Source organism: Marinobacter salicampi (assembly GCF_011074795.1).
Lineage (GTDB): Bacteria > Pseudomonadota > Gammaproteobacteria > Pseudomonadales > Oleiphilaceae > Marinobacter > Marinobacter salicampi.
The window spans coordinates 1-15,274 of sequence record NZ_JAAMPF010000004.1 but is presented as its reverse complement, the minus strand read 5'-3'; the positions used below and the strand labels follow the sequence as shown (position 1 = coordinate 15,274).

The window sequence follows — 15,274 nt, the reverse complement described above, 5'->3', positions numbered from 1 at the left end:
GCTCAGCAAATTCGCACACGCGTCGACACGTTGACCCAGGGTGCCTGTTTCGACAGGTTGGGCCAATTGGACGTGTGGAGGACTAACCCGAAGCTAAACAAGGTAATTATCATGGCTCAGGTAAATATGCGTGACCTGCTCAAGGCAGGTGCTCACTTCGGTCACCAGACCCGTTACTGGAACCCGAAAATGTCGAAGTTCATCTTCGGCGCCCGTAACAAGATTCATATCATCAATCTCGAGCAGACTGTTCCTGCCTTTAATGATGCCCTGAACTTCGTTCAGAAGCTGGCAGAGAGTAAAAACAAGGTTCTGTTTGTAGGCACCAAGCGTGCAGCGGCCAAAACCATCAAGGAAGAAGCCGAGCGCGCCGGTCAGCCATTTGTAAACCACCGCTGGTTGGGTGGCATGCTGACCAACTACAAGACCATCCGTCAGTCGATTCGCCGCTACCGTGAGCTGGAAACCCAGAGCCACGACGGCACCTTTGACAAGCTGACCAAGAAAGAAGCCCTTGAGCGTACCCGCGAGATGGACAAGCTTGAGCGCAGCATCGGTGGTATCAAGGATATGGGTGGCCTGCCTGACGCTCTGTTCGTCATCGATGTAGATCACGAGCGTATCGCCATCAAGGAAGCCAACAAGCTTGGTATTCCGGTGATCGGCATCGTCGATACCAACAGTGATCCCGATGGCGTGGACTATGTCATCCCCGGCAACGACGACGCGATCCGTGCGATCCAGATCTACGTCAAAGCTGTTGCTGATACCTGTCTCGAAGCATCCCAGGCAGGCACTGGCGCTGATGAGTTCGTTGAAATCAGCGAAGACGTTGCAGGCGCGCCAGCGGCTGAGTAATCGCTGCACGCCAGCCGACCACTGAAGTGCCAGCTGTGCCGGAGTTTTTGCCACCGGCGATGGAAGTTGGCACCGACGATGAAATCTGCTGCGCAATTCAGCAGTACGACATCGGTTAAGGGGACTGAGGAATAAGCTTCCGGTCCCCTTTCTTTAAACAGTGATTGGCAACCGGCAGGCGCTGTTTGCCCGATTATCTGGGCACGTGTCCCGCCGAGATCATAATGCTGTGCCGGCCTTGGCAGGTACAGAACCCCGAATCGTGAAATATAGAGGACTGAACATGGCTGCAATTACCGCTGCAATGGTCAAGGAACTGCGCGACCGTACTGGTCTGGGTATGATGGAATGCAAGAAAGCACTGGTTGAAGCTGGTGGTGACGTTGACGCTGCCATCGAAGAGATGCGCAAGTCATCCGGCCTCAAGGCGGCCAAGAAGGCGGGGCGTACTGCCGCTGAAGGTGTCTCCCTGGTGAAGGTTTCCAGTGACAATACCCGCGCACTTATTCTGGAAGTGAACTCCGAGACGGACTTTGTTGCCCGTGACGAGAACTTCCTGAACTTCGCCCGCGAAGTGCTGGAAGTCGCTTTCAACAATGATGAAACCGACATTGAAAAGCTGATGTCCGGCGATCTGGAAAGCAAGCGTGAAGCGCTGGTCCAGAAAATTGGCGAGAACATCACCGTGCGTCGCCTGGTCAGGGTTGAAGGCGCTGTTGTCGATGGCTACGTGCACAGCACCAACAAGATTGCTGCCGTCGTAGCCCTGACCGGCGGTACGCCGGACGTGGCCCGGGACGTGGCCATGCACGTGGCTGCGGTTAACCCCCGTGTCGGCAAGACTGAAGACATGCCCAGCGAAGAAGTTGAGCGTGAGAAGGATATCATCCGCGCCCAGCCTGACATGGAAGGCAAGCCGGCTGAAATCGTGGAGAAGATGACATCCGGGCGTATCAGCAAGTTCCTCAAGGAAAACAGCCTGGTGGAGCAGCCTTTCGTCAAGAACCCGGACCAGACTGTCGGCGCCCTGATCAAGGAAGCCGGTGGTGACCTGTCTGGCTTCGTGCGCCTGGAAGTAGGCGAGGGTATTGAGCGGGAAGCGGTTGACTTCGCTGCAGAAGTTGCTGCTGCGGCGGGCACCGGCAAGTCCTGATCCGCGGTTCCGGGCATTGTTCTTCAGGCTTCCGGTCCATCGGGGCCAATGAACAGTGCCGTCGAGTCTGCCACGTTGGTCGGTCATTCCGGCCATCGTGGCTGGCTTGTATCTGAGATCCTCCTTTGTAGATGAGGGGTATGTCAGATACAGGCCCGGCCCGTCGGTGGCTGCGCCCCCGTCCGGTCAGCCCACTGAGCCATCGTCCGCAGGGACACCGTGAAGAAGGGGACATACCGAATGCCAAAACCATCCAGCACCCAGCCCAGATACAAGCGGATTTTGCTAAAACTCAGCGGCGAAGCATTGATGGGCGAACATGATTTTGGCATCGATCCGAAAGTTCTGGATCGAATGGCCCTGGAAATCGGTGCCCTCATTGGCATTGGTGTCCAGGTTGGACTTGTGATCGGGGGCGGAAATCTTTTCCGGGGCGCGGCGCTTAACGCGGCCGGAATGGATCGGGTCACAGGCGACCATATGGGAATGCTGGCCACCGTCATGAATGGTCTTGCCATGCGTGACGCCCTGGAGCGCTCCAATATCCGTACTCGGGTCATGTCAGCCATTCCAATGAGCGGCGTGGTCGAACACTATGACCGCCGCCGGGCGCTCAGGGATCTTAAGGACGGAGACGTGGTGATATTCTCTGCCGGTACGGGCAACCCGTTCTTCACCACCGACTCAGCAGCCTGCCTGCGCGGAATCGAGATTGAAGCCGATGTTGTCCTGAAAGCCACCAAGGTAGACGGTGTATACTCGGCGGATCCGGTGAAGGATCCGACTGCGGTAAAGTACGACCGGCTGACGTACGATGAGGTGCTCGACAAAAAATTGGGTGTGATGGATCTGACTGCGATCTGTCTGTGTCGCGACCAGGGCATGCCCGTTCGGGTATTCAATATGAACAAGGCGGGGGTGCTCACCCGGATCGTGGTTGGTGAGAACGAAGGTACCCTGATCGAATCAGGTGATGCTCCGGAAGTTGAGCAGGCCACGACCCTGTAACAGCCAGGCCAGGTTAACCCATACAAAGCCAGTTGCGGTGTCCGGTCAAGGGCGCCTGACCAACGAGTGAGGAAATTGCAGTGATTAACGAAATTAAATCTGACGCTGAAACGCGCATGAAAAAAAGCCTTGAGGCGCTGAACTCGGCTTTTAACAAGATACGCACCGGACGGGCCCATCCCTCCATCCTCGACAGCGTAATGGTGAATTACTACGGTCAGGAAACGCCGCTCAAGCAAATTGCGGGCGTGAACGTGGAAGATAACCGTACGCTGGTGGTTGCACCCTACGAGAAGAATATGGCGCCTACCGTTGAGAAAGCCATCATGATGGCTGACCTGGGCCTGAACCCGTCGTCCAACGGTGATGTCATTCGTGTGCCCATGCCCATGCTGACCGAAGAAACCCGTAAGGACATGGTCAAGCAGGCTAAGGCAGATGCTGAACATGGCCGGGTGTCGGTGCGCAACGCCCGCCGCGATGCCAACAATGATCTCAAAGAGCTGCTCAAGGAAAAAGAGATCAGTGAAGACGAAGAGCGCCGTGGTCAGGAGGAAGTCCAGAAGCTGACCGATCGCTACATTGCGGAAATTGAAAAGATGCTTAAGTCCAAGGAAGAAGATCTGATGGAGGTGTAAGCCTCCTGAAGCTTGTTTCCAACATACCTCAGCCGGTAGTCCGCAATTGGCGGCTGATCAGGGGATGGCATGACAGAAAGAGTATCTGCCAGGGTACCAGTCGCCGCTGGCGATCGTCCCAGGCACGTAGCGATTATCATGGATGGCAATAACCGGTGGGCCAAAGCTCACCGGCTTACCGGGGTGGCGGGCCACAAGGCCGGCGTTAATGCGGTCAAGGCTGTGGTTGAAACCTGTGCCCGCGAAGGCGTCGAAGTCCTGACGCTGTTCGCTTTTTCCAGCGAAAACTGGCGCCGACCCGAAGAGGAGGTATCAGCCTTGATGAGGCTGTTCCTTTTTGCGCTGGAAAGAGAAGTCAAAAAGCTCCATCGCAATAACATCCGCCTGCGTATTATTGGAGACAGAACAGCGTTCAGTCCGGCGTTGCAGGAACACATGGAAAAAGCAGAAACGCTCACCCGTGACAATACCCTGATGACACTGGTCATTGCTGCCAATTATGGCGGACACTGGGACATTACCCAGGCGACCCGCGAGGTGGCCCGCAAAGTCCAGGCCGGCAAGCTGACACCCGCTGACATCACCGATGCCACCATTACCGAGCATCTGTCAATTGGTGACCTGCCGATGCCGGATCTGATGATACGGACCGCAGGCGAACAACGTGTGAGCAACTTCCTGTTATGGCACCTGGCCTATACCGAGCTCTACTTCTCAGAGGTATATTGGCCTGACTTTCGGGAAATGCAGATGCGTGATGCCCTCCGCGCCTACTCGGGCCGACAGCGACGGTTTGGTCGGACGGACGACCAGATTGCCCGTCAGGCCGTTTCAAAATAACGACAAAAAGAGCGAACAGACCTGTGCTCAGAACCCGTGTCATTACTGCTCTCATTCTTGCCCCCATTGCGATTGGGGGCATCTTTTTCCTGCCGCCCCTGGGGTTTGCTCTCTTTACCGGCGCCATTATCACAATCGCGGCCTGGGAGTGGGCGAACCTGGCGGGTATGACGAGCCAGGCTCTGCGCGCAGGTTACGCTGCTCTGGTAGCGCTGGTCTTGGCCGCGCTTATCCATGCAGATGCAGTTCCGGTTCTCTGGCTGGCACTTGTCTGGTGGGCTGTATGTTTTATGCTCGTGCGCAGCTATCCGGCGGGAATCCAGTACTGGCAGGCGTTGCCAGTTCGCGCCCTGCTGGGTTTTTTCGTGCTGGTACCGGCATGGGTTGGTCTTAACCATATCCGGCTCGGAGAAGTTGTGTTCGGGATCGTGGATGATAGCCTGCTGCTGATTCTCTATGTGTTCTTTATTGTCTGGGTGGCCGATATCGGGGCCTATTTCACCGGGCGGGCATTTGGAAAGACCAAGCTTGCACCGCGGGTCAGTCCCGGCAAAAGCTGGGCAGGGGTATGGGGCGGTCTTGCGGCCGTTGCCCTGCTGGCCCTGATTGTGAGCTGGCTGGGTGAGGCTGATGCCGTCCAGACAATGCTTCTGGTAATGGTGAGCCTGTTCACAGGTCTGGTTTCGGTGCTCGGGGATCTCCTTGAAAGCATGTTCAAGCGGTTCCGGGGCATCAAAGACTCCAGCCAGCTGCTGCCGGGCCATGGTGGGATTCTTGACCGGGTCGACAGCCTGACGGCGGCCATTCCGGTATTTGCCCTGCTGGTGACCCTGTTGGGATGGCTGCGGGGCGGGCCGTGATGCGCCAGGTAACCATTCTTGGAGCGACCGGTTCCATTGGTCTGAGCACCCTGGATGTCATTCGCCGGCACCCGGACAGATTCTCTGTTTTCGCGCTGACGGCCAACACCCAGGTTGAGCAGATGACCCGGTTGTGTCGCGAATTTCGGCCACGGTTTGCGGTCATGGCCGATGCCGATGCGGCTGAAAAGCTCCAGGTCGCCCTTGTTGATATCGACGAAACGGATGTTCTGGCGGGTGAGAAGGGGCTTTGTCGGGTAGCCGAGGCCAGTGAAGCGGATACCGTGATGGCTGCCATCGTGGGCGCAGCTGGGCTTCCGCCGACCCTTGCAGCGGTGCGGGCAGGCAAGCGCGTGTTGTTGGCGAATAAAGAAGCTCTGGTCATGTCCGGACAGCTCTTCATGGATGCGGTCGTTGCGTCCGGGGCACAACTTCTACCCATCGACAGCGAACACAATGCCATTTTCCAGTGTTTGCCGGTCAACGGAAATCGTCCCCGTAACCTCTGTGATGATGGTGTCCGCAGGATACTGCTCACCGCATCCGGAGGCCCGTTCCGGACATTTTCGGCAGAGTCCCTCCGCAGTGTGTCCCCTGCCCAGGCATGTGCGCATCCCAACTGGTCCATGGGCCAGAAGATTTCGGTGGATTCGGCCACACTCATGAACAAGGGCCTGGAGCTTATCGAGGCATGCTGGCTGTTCAATGCCACGACGGACCAGGTCGAGGTGCATGTGCACCCGGAGAGCATCATCCATTCCATGGTTGAGTACCTGGACGGGTCCGTCCTGGCCCAGTTGGGCAGTCCTGACATGCGCACCCCCATAGCCAACGGGCTGGCGTGGCCGGAGCGGATAGAGGCGGGCGTATCGCCGCTGGATCTGTTTGCCCTTGGCCAATTCAATTTCGAGCGCCCGGACCTTGGTCGTTTCCCCTGTCTGGGCCTTGCCAGTGAGGCCTGTCGGGCGGGCGGCACCGCGCCTGCGGTGCTCAATGCTGCGAATGAAGTTGCGGTGGCGGCATTTCTGGCTGGCGACCTGTGTTTTACCGACATCCCCGTTATCATAGAGCACGCCCTTGCTACGGCTTCCATCACCGCTGCAGACAGTTTCGAAACCATTTTTTCCCAGGACGAGGCCGCGCGCCATATTGCTGCGGAACAGATCAGGCGCTCGCTTGTCTGAGTTGACGACTGATTCAGGCGATTTACCCGCCACCGAACCATTAGGCAGACCGTAATACCATGCAGATAATCCAAACCGTACTGGCCCTGATAGTTACCCTGGGCATTCTGGTCACGATTCATGAGTTCGGGCATTTCTGGGTCGCGCGCCGCTGTGGCGTCAAGGTGTTGCGTTTCTCGGTTGGCTTCGGCAAGCCCCTCTATTCATGGTTTGATCGCCATGGCACCGAGTTTGCGATAGCCGCCATCCCCTTGGGCGGCTACGTCAAGATGCTGGATGAGCGTGAGGCCCCGGTGCCCGAAGAGCAGCGCCACCTCGCCTTCAATTCGAAGCCTCCTGGCCAGCGTATCGCCATCGCGGCAGCTGGTCCGGCCGCCAATTTCCTGTTTGCCATCGCCGCTTACTGGCTTCTTAGTGTAGTCGGGTTTGCTGCTGTCGCGCCGGTTGTAGGTGGCGTGCAGGAGGACTCGATCGCAGCTCGCATGGGGCTTTCGAAAGGCATGGAGATCCATGAAGTGGATGGCCGTGAGGTCAACTCCTGGCGTGATATCAATATGCGCTTGCTGGAGCGCACCGGCGAGCAGGGTCAGGTCACATTTGAAGTAACCACTGACGGACAACGGCAGGACCTCTCTGCCGAGCTTGGGGGCTGGCGGCTCGACGAAGACGCGCCCAATCCACTGGTTCAGTTCGGCGTGCAGCCCTGGCGGCCTGAAGTGCCCGCCCAACTGGGTGAAATCGTGAGTGGGGGTGCAGCCGCTGAAGCCGGCCTGCAGTCAGGGGACCGAGTACTGGAAGTCAATGGTCAGCCCGTGGACGACTGGTTCGCCCTGGTGGAGCGCATTCAGGCCGCACCAGGTGAACAGCTTACCCTGACGATCAGCCGAGATGGTGATACGCTCTCGGTACCGGTGACGCCAGCGGCGGTTGAAAATGAGGCAGGGAGGACTGTCGGACGTGTTGGCGCAGGCGTAACCCAGGTTGACTGGCCGGAGGAATTGCAAAGAACGGTCCAGTTCGGCCCTCTGGCAGCCATACCTAACGCCGTCTCTGAAACCTGGGGTGATACCCGCCTTACGTTTGTGGCTATTCACAAAATGGTTACCGGGCTCTTGTCTCCGAGTAACCTGAGTGGCCCGATCACCATCGCCCGGGTAGCTGAAGCCAGTGTAAGCTCCGGCTTCGAGGACTTTATACGCTTTCTGGCCTACCTGAGTGTGAGTCTGGGTGTGCTCAACCTGCTCCCCATACCCGTGCTGGACGGCGGCCATATTGTTTACTACAGCATTGAGGCTATCCGCCGAAAGCCGCTCTCAGAGCAGGTTCAGGGGATAGGCCTGCGGATTGGAATGGTACTGATTTTGACTTTAATGGTGTTTGCACTTTACAACGACCTGATGCGGTTGTGAGAATTGCCACCTCCTTACGCGCGTAAACAGGCGAATTAACTGAATGAGACGTTCTTTAGCAGGTTTAGTTTTTGGCCTCTTGGCGATGGCCTGGTCTATCCAACCGGTCCTGGCGGACGAGTTCGTAGTTTCTGATATAGAGGTCGAGGGCCTGCAGCGGGTGTCCGCGGGCACCGTATTTTCAGCCTTTCCGGTCGACATCGGTGAGTCTGTCGATGAGGTTGCTCTGGCAGATGCCATCCGTACCCTTTTTCGCACGGGTCTGTTCACAGACCTGGAAGCCAGTCGGGATGGCAACGTGCTTATCTTGTCGGTAAAAGAACGGCCCGCCATCAGCTCTATCGATATTGAAGGCAACAAGGCCATCGAAACCGACATGCTGACCGAGGCGCTGGAAAGTGCCGGGCTCCAGGAAGGCCAGGTCTTCAGGCGCGCCACCCTTGAGCGGCTGGAACTGGAGATCCTGCGCTCCTACGTCGGCCAGGGACGATACAATGCCAGGGTCAAGGCTACCGCCGAAGAACTGCCGAGGAACCGCGTGGCAGTGCGCCTCAAGATCAATGAAGGTAACGTGGCTGCCATCCAGCACATCAACATCATCGGTAACGAGGACTTCTCGGACGATACCCTGCTTGACCTCTTCGAGCTTCAGACCAGCAATCTCTGGACATCGATTACAAGCGCTGACAAGTACGCCAGGGAGCGCCTGAGTGGAGACCTTGAGTCCTTGCGCTCCTTTTATCTGGACCGTGGCTATCTCAACTTCAGCGTGGAATCCAGCCAGGTTTCGATTTCCCCTGACAAAAAAGAAGTTTTTATCGCCATTGCCATCAATGAGGGTGCCCAGTACACGGTTTCCGAAGTCAAACTCAGGGGCGACCTGATCGTGGAAGAGGAAGAGCTCCGGGAGCTGATCCAGCTGGAACCCGGTGATACTTTCTCCAGACGGGTAGTGACCAATACCTCAGAGCGACTTTCGCGCCGCCTGGGCCGTGAGGGCTATACCTTTGCCGATGTAAACGCCATTCCCGAGCCCGATGAGGACAACACAGCCACAGTTACCTTCTTCGTGGAGCCGGGCAAGCGGGCCTATGTTCGCCGGATCAACTTCGAGGGCAATGTCTCGACCCGTGATGAGGTGCTGCGTCAGGAAATGACACAAATGGAAGGCGGTGTGGCCTCAACGGATCGCATCGAGTTCTCCAAGACCCGGCTCGAACGACTGGGCTTTTTCAAAACTGTCGATGTTGAAACCCAGCCGGTGCCAGGCACCGATGATCTGGTGGATGTTAACTACTCGGTAGAGGAGCAACCTACGGGCAGCCTTTCGGCTTCGGTTGGTTTTTCCCAGGTTTCGGGGATCATTCTCGGGGCCAACATTTCTGAAAACAACTTCTTCGGGTCAGGCAAGCGGGTATCGGTGGGTGCCAATTTCAGCGACTCCATCAAGAGTGCCAACTTCTCCTACCTGAACCCCTATTACACAGTGGACGGGGTGAGTCGTGGCTTTAGCCTATTTGCCCGCGAAACCGATTTTGAGGCCCAGGACATCTCCTCCTTCCTGCTGGATGAATACGGTGGACGCCTGACCTTCGGTTATCCCATAGACAACGTGACCCGTCTCAATTTTGGCGTGGGTTACACCCTCTCCAAAATCAAGGCAGGCACTTTCAGTGCGCTGGAAGTCACGGAGTTTATAGATGAGGAAGGGGACCGCTTCGACAACTTTTTCCTGAACGGGTCCTGGCGTCGGAGCACTTTGAACCGTGGGGTGTTGCCCACAGACGGCTTCAGTCACTCACTTTCCGGCGATATTGCGGTTCCGGGCAGCGACCTGACCTACTACAAACTGACCCACCGCACTGATTTCTATCAGCCTCTGGACAACAATCAGACCTGGGTCCTTCGTGCCCGAAGTGAAGTGGGCTATGGTGGAGGTTATAACGGTCGTGACGTTATGCCGTTTTACGAGCACTTCTTTGCCGGTGGCTATGGTTCTGTTCGGGGTTATCGCGCGAACTCTCTGGGAGCGCTGGCAACCAATGCGCCCAATGATTTCTCGGATCCAGACCCATTTGGCGGCAGTGTCTTGACGGAAGGCGGGCTGGAACTTATCTTCCCCACGCCCTTTGCAGGGGACACACGGTCAATGCGAACCGCATTTTTCGTGGATGCGGGTCAGGTATTCGACCCTGAGAGAGACTTTGATCCGGCATTTGACGAAGTCAGGCTCTCAGCAGGCATTGGCTTCCAGTGGATTACCGCTGTGGGCCCGCTCGCATTCAGCCTTGCGAAGCCGTTGAATGACCAGTCCGGAGACGACACCCAAGTGTTCCAGTTCTCCCTCGGCCAGAGCTTTTGATCCGGTCGTCATCATTATGAATAAGAAGGAGCATTACCAATGTTCAGAAACAGCATAATTGCGGCTTTTTTGGTGTTTATGATTTCAACTCCGGCGACGGCAGAAACCCGGATCGGCGTGGTCGACCTGCGTCAGGCACTGTTTTCGTCCGACGACGCCCAGGTATTCAGCGAGCAGCTGCAGCGGGACTTTTCGGACGACGAAGAAGAGGTCCGTAAAGCCCAGGAGAGCGCTCGCAAGATGAAGGAGAGGCTCGAAACAGACGGCGCCATGATGAATGAGTCGGAGCGTCAGAAGATGGCCGGTGAATTTCAGGAAAAGGTCAAGGAGTTCAACTTCCTTAAACAACGCCTGGATTCCACGGTATCCAGCCGCAAGCAGAGCTTCCTTGAGAGCGCTCGGCCAGAGGTTGATGCAGCTGTCAAAGAGTTGCTGGAAGAAAATAATCTCGATCTGATCCTGCCCAGCGAAGCCGTGGTCTATGCTGACCCAGAGATGGATCTGACGGCGGATCTGTTGGAAAAGCTGAACCGTTAATCCCGTCGCAGGCCCGGTCAGGAGGCCTGTCTCTATTTGCCGGCAGGCTTTAACCGGAGAATGTTATGGACGAGGGTGTCTTCACGCTGGGTGAGATTGCCTCTGCCCTTGGTGCTGAACTAAAGGGTGACGCCCAGGCCCGGATTTCTGGCCTGGCAACATTACAGGCCGCGGGGCCTGGCCAGATTTCGTTTCTCGCCAACCCCTCATACACCCGGTACCTTGCCGAGACCAGAGCCGGTGCGGTTATTGTTGCCCCCGGCTCTTACGAGCAATGCCCTCCGACCAACGTCCTCTTACTGGACAATCCCTACCTCGGGTATGCTCGGCTCAGCCACTGGTTTGACCCGGCGCCGGTTCAGGCTCCCGGCATCCACTCAAGCGCTATCGTGGCGGCTTCCGCTTCAGTACCGGCCTCCGCATCCATTGGGCCTCTTGCTGTGATAGAGGCCGGGGCAGTGCTGGGTGAGGGCGTGGTTGTTGGCGCGGGTAGTATTGTGGGTGCCCGCTGTCGGATCGGAGCCGGCAGCCGTCTTCACGCCAGAGTGACGCTGGCCCATGAGGTGGTCCTGGGGGCCCGTTGCCATATCCTGAGTGGCGCCGTTATCGGCTCGGATGGCTTTGGATTTGCCAACGAAAAAGGGGCATGGCATCGGATAGCCCAGTTGGGACGTGTCGTTCTCGGCGATGATGTTGAGGTGGGCGCAAACACCACCATAGACCGGGGCGCCCTTGACGACACCCTAATCGGCAACGGGGTGAAGCTGGATAACCTGATCCAGATAGCCCACAACGTGAGCATAGGTGATCACTCCGCCATGGCAGCGTTTGTCGGGATTGCCGGAAGCACCAAAATCGGTCGGTACTGTGTTTTTGGCGGGGCATCGGGGGTTGCAGGCCATGTACGGATTGCCGATAAGGTTCACCTCACGGGGATGACCATGGTAACCGGCGATATTGAAGAGCCGGGGGTTTACTCCTCCGGCACAAGTTCGGACACGTCCAAGCGATGGCGCAAGAACGCCGTCCGTTTCCGCCAGCTCGATGAAATGGCACGTAAGCTGAAACAGCTGGAAAAAAAATTAGAAGGCTGAGGCCAATCCTGATGATGTATATCGAAGAGATCATGGAGCATTTGCCCCATCGGTACCCGTTCCTGCTGGTTGACCGCGTGGTTGAGCTGGAGAAAGGGGTGGCAATCAAAGGCTACAAGAACGTGTCTATTAATGAGCCGTTTTTCACCGGGCATTTTCCTGACCGACCTATCATGCCGGGTGTGCTGATTATTGAGGCGATGGCCCAGCTGTCGGGCATTCTCGCTTTTGCGACCGTGGGCCGGAAACCCTCAGATGGCGTGGTACACTACCTCGCAGGCTCCAGCAAGGCGCGATTCAAGCGCCCTGTTGTGCCAGGAGATCAATTGCGGATGGAGTCGCGCTTCATTTCCGGAAAGCATGGAATCTGGAAGTTCGAGTGCCGCGCACTGGTCGACGACCAGGTCGCATGCGTGGCAGAAGTCCTAACTGCTGAGAGAGGCGCTTGATGGCGACACAACACTGGTCGGGAGTCCATCCCCAGGCAATTGTTGATCCGTCGGCGAGATTGGCGGACAACGTAACGGTTGGCCCCTGGAGCTATATCGGTCCCGATGTGGAAATCGGCGAGGGTACAGAAATCCTGTCCCATGTGGTGGTCAAGGGCCCCACCACCATAGGACGCCATAACCGCATTTTTCAGTTCGCAAGCATTGGGGAAGAATGCCAGGACAAAAAATACGCCGGCGAACCTACCACACTGGTGATAGGCGACCATAACGTCGTACGTGAAAACTGCACAGTGCATCGTGGCACCGCCCAGGACCGGGGCGAAACCCGGCTCGGAAGCCATAATCTTCTGATGGCGTATGTACACGTTGCTCATGACTGCCTGATAGGCGACCACACCATACTGGCAAACTGTGCCACGCTCGCCGGTCATGTCACAGTGGGTGATTGGGCCATTCTGGGTGGCGGCACCATGGTGCACCAGTTCTGTAACCTGGGGCCCCATAGCATGAGCGCCGGGGGCAGTATTGTTCTCAAGGACATTCCAGCCTACGTCATGGCCAGTGGCCAGTCGGCATCTCCACACGGAATAAACGTCGAAGGCCTCAAGCGGCGTGGCTTCGCTCCCGAGACGCTTCTGATCCTCAAGCGGGCCTATAAAACGGTTTATCGCCAGGGCCTGAGTACCGAGCAGGCCATTGCAGAACTTGAATCGGTGTATGGGGATGAGGCCGCTGTGAGGCCGCTGATCGCGTCATTGAAAGGCGCCACCCGGGGCATCGTCAGGTAGTGACAATTCAGGCAAACCTTTCAGTCGTACCTACCCCCCGGGTTATAAGCGATCGCCCTGTCACCGTAGGCATTATTGCCGGCGAAGCCTCAGGAGATATTCTAGGGGCGGGTCTGATACGATCACTCAGGGCTCGCTATCCCCGCGCTCGCTTTGTCGGGATCGGGGGTGAGGAAATGCAGGCTGAGGGCTTTCATTCACTGGTGCCCATGGAGCGACTGTCAGTCATGGGCCTGGTTGAGGTGCTTGGCCGGATTCAGGAGCTTTTCGAGATACGGCGCCGTTTGCTCGATTACTTCCTGGTAACGCCGCCGGATGTGGTGGTTGGGATCGATTCGCCTGACTTTACCCTGGCTGTTGAGCGACGCTGCAAAGAGGCCGGTATTCCAACGGCCCACTATGTCAGCCCTTCAGTCTGGGCCTGGCGTCAAAAGCGTATTTTCAAGATTGCCAGGTCCGTTGATCTGATGCTGACCCTGTTTCCCTTTGAAGCCCGGTTTTACGAAGACCACAAGGTCCCTGTGCGCTTTGTCGGGCATCCGCTTGCAGATCGCATTGCAATGGAAACCGACACTACGGCTGCCCGCGAAGGGCTGGGCATACCGCCTGGCGTGCCGGTGCTGGCGATCCTGCCTGGCAGCCGAGCCGGCGAAATTGATCGCTTGGGCCGCCTGTTTCTTGAGGCCGCGCGATGGTTGCAAAGCCAGCGTCCCGATCTGCAACTGGTTATCCCCTGCGTAAACCGTCAACGTCAGAAGCAGGTCCAGGATCTTGTAGACGCGCTTGAGGTTACCTTGCCGGTGACCCTGGTGTCCGGCCGGTCCCGTGAGGTAATGGCCGCCGCTGATGTGGTCCTGCTGGCGTCCGGTACGGCCACTCTTGAGGCCATGCTGTTGAAAAAACCGATGGTAGTGGGCTATCGTTTGTCAGGCTTAAGTTATGCCATTGTCTCTCGTATTATTCAGGTCTCTCACATAGCGCTTCCCAACCTGCTGGCTGGAAAGGCGCTGGTGCCCGAGCTGTTGCAGGATGCGGCAACGCCCGAATCATTGGGTGCGGCAATACTGGATCAACTGGAAAACCGAGCTGAGCGGGAACAGGTCACCGCAGCGTTTGCCGACCTTCATGATCAGTTGCGCCAAAATGCTGATGAACAGGCAGCCGACGGTGTCTCAGAACTTATCGAGCGAACACATAATGGTTAAAGAAGTCCTGCCTCCGTTTGTGTGTCAATATCCGGGCTGGAAAGTTGCCGGCGTCGATGAAGTAGGGCGCGGCCCTCTGTTGGGTGCGGTGGTGACTGCTGCTGTGATACTGGACCCGGCAAAGCCCATAAAGGGACTTGCCGACTCAAAGGTACTCACCGAACAGCGCCGGGAGGAACTGTACGAGCAGATCCTTGCGAATGCCGCCTGCTGGAGTCTGGGTCGGTGCGAGGCCGACGAAATAGATCAGCTTAATATCTTTCAGGCCACTCTGGTCGCAATGGAGCGCGCTGTGGCAGGGCTCAGCATTGATCCCGAGTATGTGCTGGTGGACGGCAACCGGTGTCCGAACTGGTGCTGGCGCTCTGAGGCTGTCATCAAGGGCGATGGCCGGGTAGAGGCTATAAGCGCGGCCTCCATACTGGCCAAGGTAACTCGCGACAGGGAAATGGTTGCCCTGGAACTGGAATACCCGGGCTACGGTCTGGCCCAGCATAAAGGCTATGCCACCCCGAATCACCTGGAGGCCCTGGCTCGTCTTGGCGCCACGCCCCACCACCGCCGATCCTTCCGCCCGGTACAGGAAGCCATTGCGCAAATGGGCTTGCCCGTAAGCTTATCCAAGGATCCGGAACTAACTTTTTCTGCCGATCTTTTCGCTCAATGAATTGACAAAATGTAAAATAGTGCCTAATATACGCACCTCGTTGAAGCCGCTCAGATACAGAGAGCGAGCAAAAGTTTGTTGCGGGGTGGGGCAGTCTGGTAGCTCGTCGGGCTCCCCAACCCACGAAAGCCGAAGGGAGTCACCGACCTTCGGGTTTGAGGCCGACCCACAGGGTTACTCAGATAATCAAGGTGAGCAAAAGTTTGTTGCGGGGTGGAG

At 57.1% G+C, this 15,274-nt stretch carries 15 protein-coding genes; all 15 read left to right on the top strand.

Translation table 11 applies throughout. From position 1 onward, the window contains the following. The first annotated feature begins 111 nt into the window (after nt 1-111). The 15 genes from rpsB to rnhB all read left to right on the top strand — a co-directional run bounded on the left by rpsB (nt 112) and on the right by rnhB (nt 15,055). The gene (rpsB, locus tag G7W63_RS01610) at nt 112-858 is read left to right on the top strand and encodes a 30S ribosomal protein S2 (RefSeq protein WP_166252162.1); all 747 of its coding nucleotides are present in this window, start codon (nt 112-114) and stop codon (nt 856-858) included. A gap of 283 nt (nt 859-1,141) precedes the next feature. Then, a complete protein-coding gene (gene tsf / locus G7W63_RS01605; protein WP_166252160.1) occupies nt 1,142-2,011 on the top strand; it encodes a translation elongation factor Ts in 870 nt (289 codons plus the stop codon). A gap of 240 nt (nt 2,012-2,251) precedes the next feature. Further along, nucleotides 2,252-3,019, top strand: a complete 768-nt coding sequence (gene pyrH / locus G7W63_RS01600; protein WP_166252157.1) for a UMP kinase — start codon at nt 2,252-2,254, stop codon at nt 3,017-3,019. Between the two features lie 80 nt (nt 3,020-3,099). Next, nucleotides 3,100-3,657: a ribosome recycling factor gene (gene frr / locus G7W63_RS01595; protein WP_166252154.1), complete on the top strand. Its 558-nt coding sequence runs from the start codon at nt 3,100-3,102 to the stop codon at nt 3,655-3,657. A 69-nt stretch (nt 3,658-3,726) separates the two neighbouring features. Further along, complete coding sequence (gene uppS, locus G7W63_RS01590; RefSeq protein ID WP_166252151.1) at nt 3,727-4,497, top strand: polyprenyl diphosphate synthase; 771 nt, start codon at nt 3,727-3,729, stop codon at nt 4,495-4,497. Between the two features lie 23 nt (nt 4,498-4,520). Next, nucleotides 4,521-5,357 carry a phosphatidate cytidylyltransferase gene (locus G7W63_RS01585; protein WP_166252148.1) on the top strand — a complete coding sequence of 279 codons (837 nt, stop codon included), beginning with the start codon at nt 4,521-4,523 and terminating at the stop codon, nt 5,355-5,357. Next, nucleotides 5,357-6,541, top strand: a complete 1,185-nt coding sequence (gene ispC / locus G7W63_RS01580; RefSeq protein WP_166252145.1) for a 1-deoxy-D-xylulose-5-phosphate reductoisomerase — start codon at nt 5,357-5,359, stop codon at nt 6,539-6,541. The genes G7W63_RS01585 and ispC overlap by 1 nt, the downstream gene beginning before the upstream one ends. Nucleotides 6,542-6,600: 59 nt before the next feature. Next, complete coding sequence (gene rseP / locus G7W63_RS01575; RefSeq protein WP_166252142.1) at nt 6,601-7,950, top strand: RIP metalloprotease RseP; 1,350 nt, start codon at nt 6,601-6,603, stop codon at nt 7,948-7,950. A gap of 43 nt (nt 7,951-7,993) precedes the next feature. Beyond that, nucleotides 7,994-10,312 carry an outer membrane protein assembly factor BamA gene (gene bamA, locus G7W63_RS01570; RefSeq protein WP_166252139.1) on the top strand — a complete coding sequence of 773 codons (2,319 nt, stop codon included), beginning with the start codon at nt 7,994-7,996 and terminating at the stop codon, nt 10,310-10,312. Between the two features lie 39 nt (nt 10,313-10,351). Continuing rightward, complete coding sequence (locus G7W63_RS01565; RefSeq protein ID WP_166252136.1) at nt 10,352-10,849, top strand: OmpH/Skp family outer membrane protein; 498 nt, start codon at nt 10,352-10,354, stop codon at nt 10,847-10,849. A 65-nt stretch (nt 10,850-10,914) separates the two neighbouring features. Further along, complete coding sequence (gene lpxD / locus G7W63_RS01560) at nt 10,915-11,943, top strand: UDP-3-O-(3-hydroxymyristoyl)glucosamine N-acyltransferase (protein WP_166252133.1); 1,029 nt, start codon at nt 10,915-10,917, stop codon at nt 11,941-11,943. Between the two features lie 11 nt (nt 11,944-11,954). Further along, on the top strand, nt 11,955-12,392 hold the full coding sequence (gene fabZ, locus G7W63_RS01555; RefSeq protein ID WP_166252130.1) for a 3-hydroxyacyl-ACP dehydratase FabZ: 438 nt from the start codon (nt 11,955-11,957) through the stop codon (nt 12,390-12,392). Next, a complete protein-coding gene (gene lpxA / locus G7W63_RS01550) occupies nt 12,392-13,183 on the top strand; it encodes an acyl-ACP--UDP-N-acetylglucosamine O-acyltransferase (RefSeq protein ID WP_166252127.1) in 792 nt (263 codons plus the stop codon). The genes fabZ and lpxA overlap by 1 nt, the downstream gene beginning before the upstream one ends. A gap of 5 nt (nt 13,184-13,188) precedes the next feature. Further along, complete coding sequence (gene lpxB, locus G7W63_RS01545) at nt 13,189-14,388, top strand: lipid-A-disaccharide synthase (RefSeq protein WP_423202268.1); 1,200 nt, start codon at nt 13,189-13,191, stop codon at nt 14,386-14,388. Beyond that, on the top strand, nt 14,381-15,055 hold the full coding sequence (gene rnhB / locus G7W63_RS01540; RefSeq protein ID WP_166252124.1) for a ribonuclease HII: 675 nt from the start codon (nt 14,381-14,383) through the stop codon (nt 15,053-15,055). The genes lpxB and rnhB overlap by 8 nt, the downstream gene beginning before the upstream one ends. Nucleotides 15,056-15,274: the final 219 nt, after the last annotated feature.